We start from the raw sequence: 17,562 nt of genomic DNA, 5'->3' as shown, positions 1-17,562 counted from the left end.
GGTGATTGTCGCCGGTGGACCGGAGAACCCACCGCCGGGTCCACCACGGTCCGGATGATCCGCCGGCGTCGCGGGCCGGTGCCGCCCGCGCGCGCCCGGACCGGCCCGCGCGACCCGGGCGGCGGTGCGGCAGACTGGACTCCCGTGAGTACGCAGCTGCTGGTCGGAGGCCGGATCTACAGTTCGAGTGCGCCCGATGCCACCGCCCTGGCGGTGACCGACGGCGTCGTCGTATGGCTCGGCGCCGACCATGTGGGACGTGCCCTGCATCCGGACGCCGAGGTCGTCGAGCTCGACGGCGCTTTCGTGACTCCCGCCTTCGTCGAACCCCATCTGCACACCACCGCGCTCGGCCTGCAGCTCGGGGGCCTCGATCTGTCGGCGGCCCGGTCCCTCACCCAATGCCTGGAACTGGTCGCCGAGTACGCCGCCCGCCACCCCGATGGCGCGATCCTCGCCGACGGCTGGGACGAGACCCGCTGGCCGGAGGGCCGGCCGCCGACGGTCGCCGAGGTGGACGCCGCCGCCCGGCCCGGGCAGGCGGTGTACCTGGCCCGGGTGGACGCCCATTCCGCGGTGGCCTCCTCGGCGCTACTGGACGATGTCCCGGGACTGCGATCCGCCACCGGGTTCGTCCCGGGGGAGCCGGTGCGGGCGGCGGCGCATCATCTGGTCCGGGCCGCGGCCCGGACGCGGCTCACCCGGGAACAGCGGGACGCGGCGCGGCGGACCGCGCTGGACGCCGCGGCCGCGCACGGGGTGGCGGTCGTACACGAATGCGCGGGCCCCGATATAGAAGGAGAAACCGATCTGCGTGAACTGCTCGCCTTCGAGCACGGGGTGCAGGTCCGGGCCTACTGGGGCGAGGCGGTGCGCACCGCGGACGAGGCGCGTGCGCTGCTGTCCGACCTGGGGGCGCACGGTCTCGCCGGTGACCTGTTCGTGGACGGGTCCATCGGGTCGCATACCGCCTGGTTGCGTGACGCGTACGCCGACGACCCCGGGACCGGGGTCTCCTACCTGGATGCCGCGGATATCGCCGCGCATGTGCGGGCCTGTACCGAAGCGGGCATTCAAGCGGGTTTCCACGCCATCGGCGACGGGGCGCTGGACGCGGTCGTGGCCGGGTTCGGCCAGGTGGTCGCCGAACTCGGCGGTCCGGCCGTGGCCGCGCGCGGCCACCGGGTGGAGCATGCCGAACTGCTGGACGCGGCACAGATCGAGGCCCTCGCCGGCTGGGGCGTGATCGCCAGTGTGCAACCCGCGTTCGATCTGGCCTGGGGCGGACCCGACGGCATGTACGCCGAACGGCTCGGCGCCACGCGTGCCGCGGCACTGAACCCGTTCGCCGCCATGGCCGCGGCCGGTATCTCGCTGGCCATCGGCTCGGACGCGCCGGTGACCGCCCTCGACCCGTGGGCGGCGGTCCGTGCGGCCGTCCAGCACCGGACTCCCGGGCACGGCCTCTCCCCACGGGCCGCTTTCGCCGCCGCCACCCGCGGCGCGTGGCGGGCCGGCGGGGTACGCGACGGCGTCGCGGGCACCCTGGTGCCCGGGGCGCCCGCCTCATACGCGGTGTGGGAGGCCGGTGAGCTGGTGGTCGCCGCACCCACCGATACGGTCCAGCGCTGGTCCACGACCCCCGCTCCCGGGTCCCCGGACTGCCGCCGCTGACCCCGGACGCCGAGCTGCCGCGCTGCCTGCGCACAGTGCGCGACGGTGTCCCCATCTACCAGGCGTGATCTCGGCTCGAGCGGAACAGGATGCAGCAGTGAACCAGGGTGACGGGCCGGCGATCCGGTGGACCGGGGGGCTTGCCCGCTATCCGGTGGTGGTGAGGTCGGTGGCCGCGGTGCTCGCCGGTGTCCTGCTGTTCGGCAGCTTCCCGCCGCGGCCGTGGTGGTTCCTCGCCCCCGCGGGAATCGCGCTGCTGACGCTGGTCGTCCGCAGCGGGCCACGCCTGCGGGCCGGTTTCGGCTACGGCTTTCTCGCCGGTCTCGGCTTCTTCCTCCCGCTCCTGCCGTGGACCGGAATCTATGTGGGACCGCTGCCCTGGCTCGCGCTGTCCACCGCGTGCGCGGTGTACCTGGGCCTGTTCGGGGCGCTCGGCCGGCTGCTGGGCCGCCTGCCGGGTTGGCCGCTGTGGCTCGCCCTGGCCTGGACGGCCGCCGAATGGGGCCGGTCGAGCTTTCCGTTCGGCGGATTCCCCTGGGGGCGATTGGCCTTCGGCCAGGCCGATGGATGGTTTCTGCCGCTGGCCGCCTACGGTGGCGCGCCGCTGGTGAGCTTCGTCGCCGCACTGAGCGGAACCTGCGGGGCCGCGGTGGTTGCTTGGGTGCTCCGGGAGGTGGGTGCGCGCCGGGCGGCGGTGAACACTGTGCCGGGAGGTGCCGACGAGAGCGCCGCGGCGGACCGGGCAGGGGAAGAGATCGCGGATAGGCGCGCTGATGCGGCGGTTGGCGGTGGGCGGGTGGCCACGGCGGTCGCCGCGGGGACCTGCCTGCTGCTCGCCGCGGCCGGGCTCGGCCTCGGGACGACGCTGCCCGGTCCGCTCGAGGGGGACCGGACGATCACCGTGGCCGCCATTCAAGGCAGCGTGCCCCGTCTCGGTCTCGATTTCAATGCGCAGCGTCGGGCCGTGCTCGACAATCACGTCCGCCGGACCGAACAGCTGGCCGATGAGGTGGCGCGCGGTCTGTTTCCGGCCCCGGATGTGGTCGTATGGCCCGAGAACTCCTCCGATATCGACCCATTGCGCAATCCCGACGCCGCCGCGCTCATTTCGGCGGCGGCGCGGCGGATCTCGGCACCCATTCTGGTGGGAGCGGTGCTGGTCAACGGGGACGGCACCACCACGAATTCGGTGATGGTCTGGACCGCGGAAAGCGGCCCGGGAGACCGCCATGACAAAAAAATAGTACAACCTTTCGGCGAATACCTGCCGATGCGCGGTTTCTTTCGGCTCTTTTCGGACTATGCGGACCGGGCAGGATACTTCGTTCCGGGTCACGGAGACGGAACAATTCGGGCCGCAGGTACGGAAATAGGGGTGGCAACCTGTTACGAGGTTGCTTTCGACCGGGCTTTCCGGGATTCGTTGCGCTCGGGTGCGCAATTGCTCGCCGTCCCCACGAACAACGCGACTTTCGGTGACAGTGAAATGACTTACCAGCAACTGGCGATGTCCAGGGTGCGGGCGGTCGAACACGGGCGCTCGCTGGTCGTGGCCGCCACCTCGGGGGTCAGCGCGATCATCGCCGCGGACGGCACAGTGCGGCAGGAGAGCGCGCTGTTCACGCCCGAGGCGCTGGTCGCCGAGGTGCCGCTGCGTGATTCGCACACCCCGGCGACGACGCTGGGGCCCTGGCCGGAGCTGGTCGCCGTATTCGTGACGGCGGCCGGTGTGGTGATCTCGATCGTCCGGCGGCGAGCCGATCGCCGAGCGGCGCAGACCTCCACGGCGCCCGTGTCCGGCTGACCGCCGAAACGGATTCTCGTCGCCACCGGCGAGTCTGCGATAACGCCTGGGCTGCCGACGGTTCTCCCGATTTGCGCTTTGTTTATTTTTCGATTGCGAGGGGTAAACATGCTGGCTCTTTGTGCGTAGTATCTAGGCAGCGCCCCGGCCCCGCCGGGTCAGAAGTGAAGCGATCTTCCGCGTCTCGGCGTCAGCACTGCGCCGGAAATCGGACACCGTGGTCCGATAGCTGTTCCGGCTCCAGGTAACCATTCGGTTTCGACTGCAATCCATTCACCGTGATGCTCCGAATAACCAGTCGTGAATCACACCCCACGGCCGGTACAGGCCGGTTGCGGGCTGTTCGGGGAGTGTCGAGCTGTAGAACGGAGTGATTGATGAGATCGTCGGCCACCGGGGTCGATAGCAGTTCGTCGGCGGAAGTTTCGGCCGAACCGTTTCCGCTCACACCCGCGCAGACAGCGATGTGGTATGCCCAGCGGATCCAGCCCGAGATCCCGCTCGTCATCGCCGAGTACGTGGAATTCCACGGTGATCTGGACCCGGGCCTGCTGCTGTATGCGATCGAGCGTTTCGGCGTGGAGACCGAGGTCGGCCTCCAGCGCATCGTCCAGGTCGACGGAGTGCCCCACCAGGTGGTCGATCCGACGACGCGGCCGGGCTGGGCGCGGCTGGATCTGCGGTCCGAGCCGGACCCGCATGCCGCGGCCCTGGCATGGATGAAGAAGGACGTCAGCACTCCGGTCGATGTCGATCACGACCCGCTGGTCTTCAATGCCGTACTGCGCTTGGGGGATCGCGACTACATCTGGTACTCCCGGGTGCACCACATCCTCGTCGACGGTTATGCGGCGATGAACGCGCTGGTCCGCACCGCGGAGATCTACACGGCCTACTACGAGTCCCGGGAACCCGCGGTGTCGCGGGCGACCCCGCTGGCCGAGTTGTACGCGGGGGAACGGCAGTACCGGAATTCGCAGCGGTTCACCACCGACCGCGCCTACTGGAGCGAAATCCTCGACGGCGCGGGGGAGGTCGTGAGTCTGTCCACCGTGGCCAATCCGCCGGCCACCGCGGACGCGGGTCGCCGGCTGGCCACCGCGGTGCTGAGCGAGGCCACCGAGGCGTCCCTCGCGGCGGCGGCCACCCAGCGCAACGCGACCGATCCGATCCTGTACGCCGCGGCCATGGCCTGCTACGTCCGGGCCATGACGGGGCAGAACGACGTGGTACTGAGCCTGCCGGTCTCCGCGCGCACCACGGTATCGCTGCGCCGCTCGGCCGGGGTGGTGTCGAATGTGGTGCCGCTGCGGATCCGCTTCGAACCCGGCACCACCGTCGAAAACGTCGTGCGGGTGGTGGAACGTCAGATCACCGGCGCCCTCCGGCATCAGCGCTACCGGCACGACGATATCCGGCGCGATTGCGGGTACGACCGCGATACCCGCGGCTTCTTCGGCCCGATGATCAACATCATGCTGTTCAGCAGGCCGCTGCGCTTCGCCGAATGCGAGGTATCGGTCCATGTGCTGGCCACCGGGCCGGTCGAGGATCTCTCGGTCAACCTGTACAACGGCGACGGCGGCCGGGTCCATCTCGATTTCGAGGCCAACCCGCTGCTCTACAGCGACGACGAGGTGGCCGCCCACCACCACCGATTCCTTAACTTCCTGGACCGCTTCCTCACCACCGGAGCCGACACCCGCGTCCGGGAACTGCCCGTGCTCACCGCCGCCGAACAGCGACAGGTGCTGCACACCTGGAACGATACGGCGTCCGAGGTCGGCACCGGGACGCTCGCGGGGATCTTCGCCGACCGGGTGCGGCACTGCCCGGATGCGGTGGCGGTGGAGTTCGAGGGCGCGGCGCTGACCTACCGGGAACTCGACGCCCGGGCCAATCGCCTGGCCCGGCGGCTGATCGCGGCGGGCGCCGGCCCGGAACAGGTGGTCGGTCTGTGCCTGCGGCGCAGTATCGAACTGGTGGTCGCGATGTACGCCGTGATCAAGACCGGTGCCGCCTACCTTCCGCTGGATCCGGAGCATCCGGTCGCGCGGCTGGCCGGAATCGTGGATCGGGCCCGTCCGGTCGCGCTCCTGGTCGCCGTTCGCGACCGACTCGAACTGCCCGGCAATGCCGAACTGCTCGCGGTCGACACCGTCGATCTGTCCGGTTTCGATCCCGCGCCCGTCACCGATGCCGATCGGATCGCACCGCTGCGCGGCGACCATCCGGCCTATCTGCTGTACACCTCCGGTTCCACCGGCGCCCCGAAGGGAGTCGGCATCACCCACGCGGCCATCGTGAACCGGCTCCGCTGGATGCAGCACGAATACCCGCTCGACCACACCGATGCCGTACTGCAGAAGACCCCGGCGACCTTCGATGTCTCGGTATGGGAGTTCTTCTGGCCGCTGCAGACCGGCGCGCGGCTGGTGGTCGCGCGCCCGGACGGGCACCGCGACCCCGCCTACCTGGCCCGGATCATCCAGGAAAAGGACATCACCACCGCGCACTTCGTGCCCTCGATGCTCTCGGTGTTCGTCACCGATACCGAGGTCGGCGACTGCGTGTCGCTGCGCCGGGTCTTCTGCAGCGGTGAAGCGCTGCCGCCGGCCACCGTGCGCGATTTCCACGTCGCGCTGCCGGGCCCGCAACTGCACAACCTGTACGGGCCCACCGAGGCCGCGGTCGACGTGACCTACTGGCACTGCCCGCCGAACCCCGAATCGGTCCCGATCGGTTCGCCGGTGTGGAATACCCGCACCTACGTTCTCGATGCCGCGCTGCGCCCGGTCGCGCCGGGCGCGGTCGGGGAGTTGTACCTCGCCGGTGTGCAGCTGGCGCGCGGCTACTTCGGCCAGGCGCCGCTCACCGCCGAACGGTTCGTGGCCGATCCGTTCGCCCCGGGCGAGCGGATGTACCGCACCGGTGATCTGGCCCGCTGGCAACTCGGGTCCGCCGGAAGCCGCCGCGGCGTGCTGGAATATCTGGGTCGCACCGATTTCCAGGTCAAGATCCGCGGACTGCGCATCGAACTCGGCGAGATCGAATCCGCTCTGCTGGCCGACGAGCGGATCGCCCGCGCGGTCTGCGTCGCCCACCGCACCGCCGCCGGTGATCAGCTCGCGGCCTATGTGGTGGCGCGCGGCGGGGCGCGCCCGGAACCGGCCGCGGTCCGCGCGGGCCTGGCCCGCTCGCTGCCCGGCTATATGGTGCCCGCCACGGTCACCGTGCTCGACGAACTGCCGCTGAACAGTAACGGCAAGATCGACAGGGCGGCGCTCCCGGCCCCCGGCCCCACCGAACAGCGTGCCCGGACCGCGCCGCGCAACGAGGTGGAAGAAGCACTGGCCACGATCTTCGCCGAGCTGCTCGGCGTGCCCGAGGTCGGAATCGACGACGGGTTCTTCGAACTCGGCGGGAACTCGCTGGTGGCCGCCCGCGCGGTCGCCCGGATCAACGCCGCCCTCGGTACCGCGCTCACCATCCGCGATCTGTTCGAGGCCGGCACCATCGCCGAGCTGAGCGATCGGTTCTCCCACCACGAACCGGATCTCGCCTCACCGCAGCTGGTGCCGATGGTCCGGCCCGACCGGATCCCGCTCTCCCCGGCCCAGCAGCGGCTCTGGATCCTGAACCGTTTCGCCGAGCACGCCGCCGCCTACAACATGCCGCTCGCGGTCCAGCTCGACGGCATCCTCGATATCGAGGCGCTGCGGGCCGCGCTGTTCGATGTACTGGAACGGCACGAGAGCCTGCGGACCACCTTCCCCGAGTCCGGCGAAGGCCCGTACCAGCGGATCCATCCGGCCGCCGACGCCGGGCCCACGCTCGAGGTGATCGAGGCCGACAGCCACCGGATCACGAGCGTGGCAGCCGAATTCGTGTCCCGGCCCTTCGATCTGCGCACCGAGTTCCCGGTCCGGGTCGCCCTGTACGCCCTCGACGAGGACCGCCATGTACTCGTACTGGTGCTGCACCACATCTGCGGGGACGGCTGGTCGGTCGTGCCGCTGGCCCGGGATCTGACCACCGCGGTCGAGGCGCGGGTCGCCGGACGGGCGCCGCAGTGGACTCCGCTACCGGTTCAGTACGCGGATTTCGCGCTGTGGCAGCGGGAGCTGCTCGGCGAGGAATCCGATCCGGCCAGTGCGCTGAGCCGCCAGATCGCCCACTGGCGGGCCGAACTTGCCGGTCTGCCCGATCAGCTCGACCTCCCGCTGGACCGTCCGCGTCCCGCCCGCCGCTCCACCGGAGGCGGGCGGGTCTCGTTCACCATCCCGGCCGGAACCCGGCGCGCGGCAGCGGAACTGGCGGCCGCGCGCGGGGCGAGCATGTTCATGGTGGTGCACGCCGCGCTGGCCACACTGCTGGCCCGGCTCTGCGGTAGCACCGATATCGTCATCGGCACCCCCATCGCGGGCCGCACCGATCCGGCGCTGGACGAACTGGTGGGGATGTTCGTCAACACCCTGGTGCTGCGTACGGAAGTCGATCCCGGCGCCGATTTCGATCGGATGCTCGATATCGTCCGGGAAACCGATCTCAACGCCTTCGCCAATGCCGACGTCCCGTTCGAGCGGCTGGTCGAGGTGGTGAACCCGGAGCGCTCCGGGGCGCGTCATCCGCTGTTCCAGGTGATGCTGTCCTACGACAACGCCGGTGAACTCGAACTGGCGCTGCCGGGTGTGCGTACCGAGATCCTGCCGTTGGACGGGGCCATCGCGAAATTCGACCTCCAGCTCGAGATCCACGACGACAATGCCGGTGGTGAACTGCACGCCGAGATCGGTTACGCGACAGACGTGTTCGACGAGCGGACGGTGGCCGCGATCGCGCGCCGGTTCGTCGCCGTGCTGGACGCGGCGGTCGGCAACCCCCGGCGCCCGGTCGGCGATATCGAGGTGCTGGAGCGGCGCGAACGCGGCAACCTGGTGCCGTTGGCGGGCGGACCCGCCGAACCGCCGGTCCTGCTGGCCGATCTGTTCGGCCGGTCGGCGGTCAGGGATCCCGACGGGGTCGCTATCCGCTACCGCGGGCGGAACACCACCTACCGGGAGCTGGACGAACGCGCGAACCGGCTGGCGCGGCTGCTGATCGAGCAGGGCGCCGGGCCCGAGACGGTGGTCGCGCTCGCGCTGCCGCGCGGTCCGGCCGCGATCACCGCGGTGTGGGCGGTCGCCAAGACCGGCGCCGCCTATGTCCCGGTGGATCCGGCGTACCCGGCCGACCGGATCGCCCATATGCTCACCGATTCCGGAGCCCGGCTCGGGGTCACCGGCCGGGAGCAGGTCGCGACGCTGGCGGAGGTTTCCGGTGCCGTGGAATCGTGGCTGATCCTCGACTCGCCGGAAATCGAAACCGACTGCGCCGCCGTATCCTCGGCGCCGATCACCGACGCCGAGCGGATCGCGCCGCTGCGCGCCGCGCATCCGGCGTACCTGATCTACACCTCCGGTTCCACCGGTACGCCGAAGGCCGTCGTCATCACCCACGCGGGCCTGGCCTCCTTCGCCGCCGAACAGTGCTATCTGTTCGGTGTCACTCCGGCCGCCCGCACCCTGCACTTCTCCTCGCCGAGTTTCGACGCCTCGGTGCTCGAACTGCTGCTCGGCTTCACCTGCGGGGCCACCGTGGTGATCGCGCCGCCGGATGTCTACGGCGGTGCCGAACTCGCGGCGCTGCTGCGGTCCGAGGCAGTCACCCACGCGTTCGTCACCCCGGCAGCCCTGGCCACGGTCGATCCGTCCGGGCTGGAGCAGTTGCGCAGCGTCATGGTCGGTGGTGAGGCGTGCAGTCCGGAACTGGTGGCGGCCTGGGCCGACCGGTACCGCATGCACAATATGTACGGACCGTCGGAGGCGACGGTGGCCGCCACCATATCCGGTCCGATGCGTCCCGGCCGCGCGGTACCGCTGGGCCATCCGGTGCGCGGTATGCGGTTGTTCCTGCTGGATACCCGGTTGCGCCCGGTACCGCCCGGCACCCCGGGCGAGCTGTACGTCTCGGGTCCCGGCGTGGCCCGCGGCTATCTGGGCAGGCACGGCCTGACCGCGGCCCGCTTCGTGGCGAGTCCGTACGGCCGGCGCGGCGAACGGATGTACCGCACCGGGGATCTGGTGGTGGCCGACCGGACCGGGCGGCTGCGTTTCCTGGGCCGCGCCGACGACCAGGTGAAACTGCGCGGCTTCCGGATCGAGCTCTCGGAGATCGACCACGTTCTGCGCGGTCGTCCCGGGGTGCGGTCGGCGCTGACGGTGGTGCACACCGACGCGCACGCCCGGCAGCGGCTGGCCGCCTATATCGTCGCCGACAGCACGGTGGATCCCGCCGAGGTGCGGGCGGCCGTGCGCGCGCAGTTGCCCGCGTACATGGTCCCGGACGCCGTCACCGTACTGGCGGAGTTCCCGAAGGCGCCCTCGGGCAAGCTGGACCGCAAGGCGCTGCCCGAACCGGTGTTCCTGAACACGGGCACCACCTCCCGCGCCCCGGCTACCGAGGCCGAGCGCCGGGTCGCCGAGGTCTTCTCGGAGGTACTGGGCTGTGCGGTGACCGGCGCCGAGGACCCGTTCTTCGACCTGGGCGGCAACTCGCTGCTGGCGACCCGGCTGGTCGGCGAGCTCTACGACCGATTCGGGGTGGACCTGCCGGTCCGCGCGGTGTTCGAGGCACCGACCGTCGCGGCGCTGACCGAAGAGTTGCTGCGGACTCCGGCCACCGCCCGGATCCCGCTGACCGCCTACGATCCGCGGCCCGCGCGACTGCCGTTGTCGCTGCCGCAGCAGCGACTGTGGTTCCTCAACCGGTTCGCTCCCGAATCCAGCGCCTACAACATCGCGTTCGTGCTCGATATCGACGGTGCGTTGGACGTCCCCGCGCTGCGGGCGGCGCTCGGCGATATCGTCGACCGGCATGAGGTGCTGCGCACCGTCTTCCCGGCCGACGGTGACGGCGCCCAGCAGCGCATTCTGCCCGCCGCGTGGGCGCTGCCGAGCCTGGAACCACAGGAGACCGACGACGCCGGCGCCGAAGCGGCGCTCCGGGAAACGGCCACCACCGGTTTCGATCTCACCACGGGAACGCCGCTGCGGGCCACGTTGCTGCGTACCGGGAGGGACCGCTACCGGTTCGGTGTGGTGCTGCACCACATCGCCGCCGACGGCTGGTCGATGGGGCCGCTGATCCGTGACCTTGCCCTGGCCTATCAGGCCCGCCGCGGCGGAGCCGCGCCGCAGTGGTCACCGCTACCGGTGCAGTACGCCGATTTCGGGCTCTGGCAGCGAGAGCATCTCGGTGACGAGACCGACCCGGACAGCCTCGCCGCCCGCCAGCTCGACTACTGGCGCGACCAGCTCGCCGGCCTGCCCGACGAACTACCCCTGCCCTACGATCGGCCCCGCCCCGCCGAACCCGAGCAGACGGCCGCCTCGATCCGTCGCAGTATTCCGGAGCCGGTGCGTCGCGCCCTGGTCGAGCTGGCCCATGCCGAGGGCGTGAGCCCGTTCATGCTGCTGCGTTCGGCGCTCGCGGTCCTGCTGCGTGCGGTCACCGGCGGCCGGGACATCGCCATCGGGACCCCGGTCGCCGGGCGCACCGATCGCCGGCTCGGCGAGCTGGTCGGGATGTTCGTCAATACACTCGTCCTGCGCTCCCCGGTCGATCCGGCCCGTCCGTTCACCGACCTGCTGCGCGGGGACCGGGACACCGAACTCGCCGCACTCGCGCACGCCGACATCCCCTTCGAGCAGGTGGTGGCCGCGCTCGGGCACGATCCGCGCGCCACCGCGCGCCACCCGCTGTTCCAGGTCGCGCTCACCGTGCAGGACACCCCGGTGCCGGACCTCGAACTGCCCGGACTGGCGGTGCGGGCGGCCGCGCTCGATATAGCGCGCGCGAAGTTCGACCTGGAGTTGCGGGCCGGTGATCTCACCGACGGCGACCTCGAATTCGTCTACGCCGCCGAACTGTTCGACGCAGCCACTGTCGAAACGTTCGCGGACCGCTTCCTACGGGTGCTCGCCGCGATCGGCGCCCGGCCCACGGTGCGGGTCGGCGATATCGACACCCGCACCGATACCGAACGCGACACCCTGTGCCCGGCCCGCGGCCCCGCTCCCGGGATCCCGCGCACGCTGGGCGCCCTGTTCGGTGCCACCGCGCTCGCCCACGGTCCGCGTCCGGCGCTGTACGAGGACGAGACGGTGCTCACCTACGCCGACCTCGACCGGCGCGCCAACCGCATGGCCCGCGCGCTGATCCGGCGCGGACTCGGCACCGGCGACAAGGTCGCCCTGGGGCTCACCCGGTCCGTGGATTCGGTGACGACCATGCTCGCCATCGCGAAAACCGGGGCCGCCTTCGTCCCGGTGGACCCGAACTATCCGGCCGAACGCGTCGCGCATATGCTCGCCGACTCCGGCTGCTCGGCCGGTATCACCCGCAGTGGTTACGCCGAACGGCTGCGCGCGGCGGGCGGTACGGAGATCGACTGGCTGCTGCTGGATTCCCCGGCGGGCCGCAGCGAGATCGGTGGTGCGGCCGCCGGTCCGGTCTCCGACGGCGACCGGCTGCGTCCGGTACGGGTCACCGACGCGGCCTATGTCATCTACACCTCCGGGTCCACCGGTAAACCGAAGGGCGTCACCGCGACCCACGGCGCGCTCGCCGATCTCGCCGACGAGTTCCGGGATCGGATGGTGGTGAACCCGGCTGCGCGCACCATGCATTTCGCGTCGCCGAGTTTCGACGCGGCGGTTCTGGACCTGCTGCTCGCGATCGGGGCCGGTGCCGCCATGGTCATCGTGCCGCCAGAGGTGTACGGCGGGGACGAGCTGGGTGAATTCATGACCCGTACCGAGATCACCCACACCTTCATCACTCCCGCCGCACTCGCCACCATCGACCACGAACGCTGGCCGTTGCCGGCGCTGCGCAGTCTCATGGTCGGTGGCGAGAACGTCGGTCCGGAGCTGGTGTCGCGCTGGGCGCCCGGCCGGCGCATGTTCAACGCCTACGGGCCCACCGAGACCACGGTGGTGGTCTCGGTGACGCCGGTCGCCCCCGGTCATCCGGCCGGGCTGGGCGACCTGATCCGCGGCACCCGCGCCCTGGTGCTCGACGATCGCCTGCGGCCCGTGCCCGCGGGGGTTCCGGGTGAGCTGTATCTGGGTGGTCCCGGACTGGCCCGGGGCTATCACGAACGTTTCGGGCTCACCGCGGCCCGGTTCGTCGCGGATCCCTACGGCCCGGCCGGTGCCCGGCTCTACCGCAGCGGCGATGTGGTGCGCTGGACCTCCGACGGCGGGCTGCGTTATCTGGGCCGCAGCGACAACCAGGTGAAGATGCGCGGCTTCCGCATCGAACTCGGCGAGATCGCGGGCGCGCTGACCGCGCACCCGGCGGTGCACTTCGCCCACGTCGAGGTGCGCCGGCTCGGCGATTCGGACCGGTTGGTCGCCTACGTTCATCCGGCCGACCCCGCGCGGCGTCCCGAACCCGAGGAACTGCGCGACCATTTGAGCGCTCGCCTGCCGCGGCATATGGTTCCGGCCGCGTTCACCCTGCTCGACGAGATCCCGCTGACCCCGGTGGGCAAACTCGATATCGCCGCGCTGCCCGAACCCCTGGCCCTGCCCGCCGCCGCACCCGGTCGCGCGCTCGGCTCGGAAACCGAACGCCGGGTCGCCGCGATCATGGGTGAACTGGTGGGTGTCGCGGTCACCGGCGCGGACGAGAGTTTCTTCGATATCGGCGGCAACTCGCTGCTGGCCACCCAGCTGGTGGGTCGCCTGGACGCGGCCACCGGGGTACGACTGCCGGTGCGGGCGGTGTTCGCCGCCCCGACGGTCGCCGAACTCGCGGCCCGCCTCGACGGGGAATCAGCCGGCACCGGGGCCGCCCTGGTGCGCCGGGAGCGGCCCGAGCGGATCCCGCTGTCCCCGGCCCAGCAGCGACTGTGGTTCCTCAACCGGTTCGGCGGCTCGGACTCGTCGGCCGGTGCGTACAACATCCCGGTGGTGCTGCGGTTGCGCGGTCCGCTCGATCACGCGGCGCTGCGTGGTGCCCTGCACCGGGTGCAGGAGCAGCACGAAACGCTACGGACGGTGTTCCCGGAGATCGACGGGGAGCCGGTGCAGCGGGTGCTCGATGCGGCCGACGCCGCGGTCACGCTGCACTCGCCGGTGGCCGATGACGCGGGCCACGGGGCGGCGATCGAACGGTTCATCACCCCCGGATTCGATCTCTCCACCGAGATACCGCTGCGGGCCGCGCTGTTCGTGGTGGCGCCGGACGAACACATCCTGGTGCTGGTGGTGCACCACATCGCGATGGACGGCTGGTCGCTGGAACCGCTCGCCGCCGATGTGGCGACCGCCTACCGGGCGATCCGGCTCGGTGCCCGGCCCGAGATCGATGCCGACCAACTCCAGTACGTCGACTACACCCTGTGGCAACGGGAACTGCTCGGCAGCGAGGACGATCCCGCCGCACCGATCCGCCGGCAGCTCGACTACTGGCGTACCCGGCTGGCGGGACTACCCGAACTGCTCGCCGTCCCCGCCGACCGCCCGCGCCCACCGGTGCCGTCCTACCGCGGCGGCACCGTCGAAGAGCGGGTCGACGCCGGGGTGCACCGGGAACTGCGCGGTCTGGCCGCGCGCCACAATGTGAGCCTGTTCATGGTGCTGCACGCCGCGCTGGCGGTGCTGCTGCACCGGTTGACCGGCGTCGGCGATATCGCCGTCGGCACTCCGGTCGCCGGCCGCGGACGGCCCGAACTCGACCGGATGATCGGCATGTTCGTCAATACGCTGGTCCTGCGGACCCCGGTCGCGCACAACGATCGATTCACCGATCTCCTCGATACGGTGCGCGATACCGATCTCGACGCGTTCGGGCACGCGGATCTGCCGTTCGAGCGATTGGTCGAGGTGCTCAACCCGGTCCGTTCCCAGGCGCACCACCCGCTGTTCCAGGTGATGCTCTCGGTGCGCGACGAACCGGTCCGTGCCCTGGAACTCCCGGGGCTGAGCATCGAGGCGATGGATATCGACGCCGGTATCGCGAAATTCGATCTCCAGTTCACCCTCACCGAATGCCGGGCCGACGACCGGTCGCCGGCCGGTATCGGCGTGGCGGTGAACTACAGCGGCGACCTCTTCGACGAACCGACCGCGGCCCGGCTCGGCCGTCGCCTGGTCCGGCTGCTCGGCGCGATCGCCGCCGACCCCGGCGTGGTCATCGGCGATCTCGAACTGCTCGAGCCCACGGAATGGTCGGCACTGGCGCCGCTGCGCCGTGCCGATCCGGACCAGCCGTGCACCCTGCCCGAGGTCTTCGCCGCCGCGGCGAATGTCGACCGGCAGGCGGTCGCGCTCGCCGGTTCGGGTGTGGAGATCACCTATGACGCGCTCGACCGCTGGAGCAACCGGCTGGCCCGGGTGCTGGTGGGGTACGGGGTCGGCCCGGAAACGCTGGTGGCACTGGGCATTCCGCGTACGGTCGAATCGGTGGCCACGGTCCTGGCGGTGACCAAGACCGGCGCCGCGTTCGTGCCGGTCGATCCGGGCTACCCCGCCGCGCGGATCACCCATATGCTCTCCGATTCCGGCGCGGCACTGGGGCTCACCCTGGCCGAGTACCGGGAGCAGTTGCCCGAGGGGGCCCACTGGCTGGCCCTCGACGATGCCGAGGTCCGCGAACAGGTGCTGCGGGCTTCCAGCGCCCCGCTCACCGACGCGGACCGCATCGCCCCGCTGCGAATGGACAATCCGGCCTACGTCATCTACACCTCCGGTTCCACCGGAACCCCCAAGGGCGTGGTGGTCACCCACCGCGGACTGTCCAATTTCGCGGCGGAGACGGCCCAGCGCTTCGATGTCCGGCCGGACAGCCGCATCCTGCACTTCGCGACACCCAGTTTCGACGCCGCCATGCTGGACCTGCTGTTCGCGCTCGGCGGCGCGGCCACCCTGGTGCTCACCCCGCCGGGAGTGGTCGGTGGCGCGGAACTGGCCCGGGTGCTGATCGCGGAACGGATCACCCACGCCTTCATCACCACCGCCGCTCTGGCGACCGTGGACCCCGAAGGCGTCACCGATTTCCAGCACGTCCTGGTCGGTGGCGAGGCCCTGCCGGCCGAAGTGGTGGCGCGCTGGGCGCCGGGCCGCAACCTGCATAATGTCTACGGACCGACCGAAACCACCATCGTCACCGTGATGTCGCCGCCGCTGGTACCGGGTGGTCCGATCCCGATCGGCGAACCGATCCGCGGGGTCGCGGCCATGGTGCTCGACGCCCGGCTGCGGCCGGCGCCGCTCGGGGTCACCGGTGAGTTGTACCTGGCCGGTGGGGCGCTCGCCCGCGGATATCACGACCGGCCCGGGCTCACCGCCCAGCGCTTCGTGGCCAATCCCTTCGGGAAACCGGGGGAGCGGATGTACCGCACCGGTGACCTGGTGCGTATCCGCACCGGCGTGGACGGCGGCCCCGGCGATATCGAATATGTCGGCCGCACCGACCATCAGGTGAAGATCCGCGGTTTCCGGATCGAACTGGGCGAAATCGACGCGGCACTGAGCCGGCATCCGGGGGTCGAGTTCTCCTACACCGCCGGGCATCGTACGGCCGCGGGCGCGACCGCCCTGGTGTCGTATGTGAAGGCCGGGGCGGGCACCACCGCCGACGAACTCACCGCGCATGTGTCCGAACTGGTGCCCAACTACATGGTTCCGCAGTCGATCATGCTGATCGACCGGTTGCCGCTCACCCCGGTCGGCAAACTCGACCGGTCCGCCCTGCCCGAGCCGGTGTTCACCGCCGCACAGGGTTACCGGGCGCCCGCCAACCCGGCGGAGGCCGCGCTGTGCCAGATCTTCGCGGAGGTTCTCGAGGTGGACCGGGTGGGCGCCGCGGACGGATTCTTCGAGCTGGGCGGTAATTCACTGCTCGCCACGAAGGTGGTCGGCCGGGCCCGGGAAGCCGGGTACGACCTGCCGATGCAGTTGCTGTTCGGCGAATCCACCCCGGCCGCGCTGGCCGCCCGGCTCGGCGACGGTACCGCCGCCGACGCCATGGAACTGGCGCTGGCTCCGCTGCTGCCGTTGCGTCCGGATACCGGCACCGGCCGGCCGCCGCTGTTCTGCGTCCATCCGGCGATCGGTTTGTCCTGGTGCTATGCCGGGTTGCTCGCCGAACTGCCCGCTGATCAGCCGGTCTACGGTCTGCAGGCACCGCAGGCGAATGGGCAGCCCGGCTTCGGTTCGATCGGCGAAGCGGCCGAGCACTACATCGCCCATATCCGCACCGTGCGGCCGCACGGCCCCTACCAGCTGCTCGGCTGGTCGCTGGGTGGTCTGATCGCGCACGAGATCGCCGTGCGGCTGCAGGCGGCCGGGGAGGAGGTCGCCCTGCTCACCATGCTGGACAGCTACCGGCTCTCCGATGAGCTGGCCACCGACGCCGTACCCACCGTCGCGGAGATCCTCGGCGAATTCGGCGGCGACCTCGTCGCCGACGGTGCGGAGCCGACCCTGGCCGAGGCCGCCGAATTGTTGCGTTCGCGTCCCGGCCCGTTCGCGGCGCTCACGGTGGACCATCTGGAACGGCTGTACGCCGGCTACGCCGACGGCACCGTCCAGGCCAACGGATTCCGGCCCGGTGTATTCGACGGCGACCTACTGTTCTTCGCCGCCGGCGCCGACCCGGTGAACCTGGCCGCGCCCGATCGTCGTCCGGCGGCCTGGCAGGACTTCGTCACCGGCACCGTGCACGCCCGGGAACTGGCGTGCACTCACGCGGAGATGACGACCCCGGAATCCCTGGCGGTGCTCGGACCCGTGCTGCGGGAACACCTGCGCGGCGTGGACCCGGCATCACAGCCCGGTATCGAAACGAAGGAGAACGCTCAGTGAAGCCCGCGGTACAGATCACCGGTCTGGTGAAGTACTACGGCCGCGTCCGCGTATTGGACGAGGTCGATATCGAAATCCCCGAAGGCACGGTGCTGGGGCTGCTCGGTCCCAACGGCGCGGGTAAGACCACCGCGGTCCGGATCGTCACCACTCTGCTGCGTCCCAACG

The 17,562-nt window shown here is 70.7% G+C and carries 3 protein-coding genes and 1 pseudogene; all 4 read left to right on the top strand.

Annotated elements, in window-relative coordinates:
- Nucleotides 1–144 precede the first annotated feature (144 nt).
- Nucleotides 145–1,742 (top strand): annotated as a pseudogene (locus tag ON38_RS21890) (amidohydrolase).
- 29 nt (nucleotides 1,743–1,771) lie between these two features.
- Nucleotides 1,772–3,478 carry an apolipoprotein N-acyltransferase gene (gene lnt, locus ON38_RS21885; protein ID WP_245564152.1) on the top strand — a complete coding sequence of 569 codons (1,707 nt, stop codon included), beginning with the start codon at nucleotides 1,772–1,774 and terminating at the stop codon, nucleotides 3,476–3,478.
- A 377-nt stretch (nucleotides 3,479–3,855) separates the two neighbouring features.
- Nucleotides 3,856–17,394 (top strand): non-ribosomal peptide synthetase, encoded by a 13,539-nt coding sequence (locus ON38_RS21880; protein WP_083873000.1) that lies wholly within the window; start codon nucleotides 3,856–3,858, stop codon nucleotides 17,392–17,394.
- The coding region (locus ON38_RS21875) for an ATP-binding cassette domain-containing protein (protein ID WP_039826803.1) at nucleotides 17,391–17,562 on the top strand (172 nt) is incomplete at its 3' end. The genes ON38_RS21880 and ON38_RS21875, both read left to right, overlap by 4 nt.

This window comes from Nocardia testacea NBRC 100365 (genome assembly GCF_000308775.1).
GTDB classification, from domain to species: Bacteria; Actinomycetota; Actinomycetes; order Mycobacteriales; family Mycobacteriaceae; genus Nocardia; species Nocardia testacea.
Note: the sequence above shows the minus strand (reverse complement) of the source record. Positions and strands in the feature narration are given on the sequence as shown.

What these genes read in the sequence shown, in the direction of transcription:
- ON38_RS21880 (WP_083873000.1), top strand. Translation starts at nt 3,856, where the DNA reads ATGAGATCGTCGGCCACCGGGGTCGATAGCAGTTCGTCGGCGGAAGTT.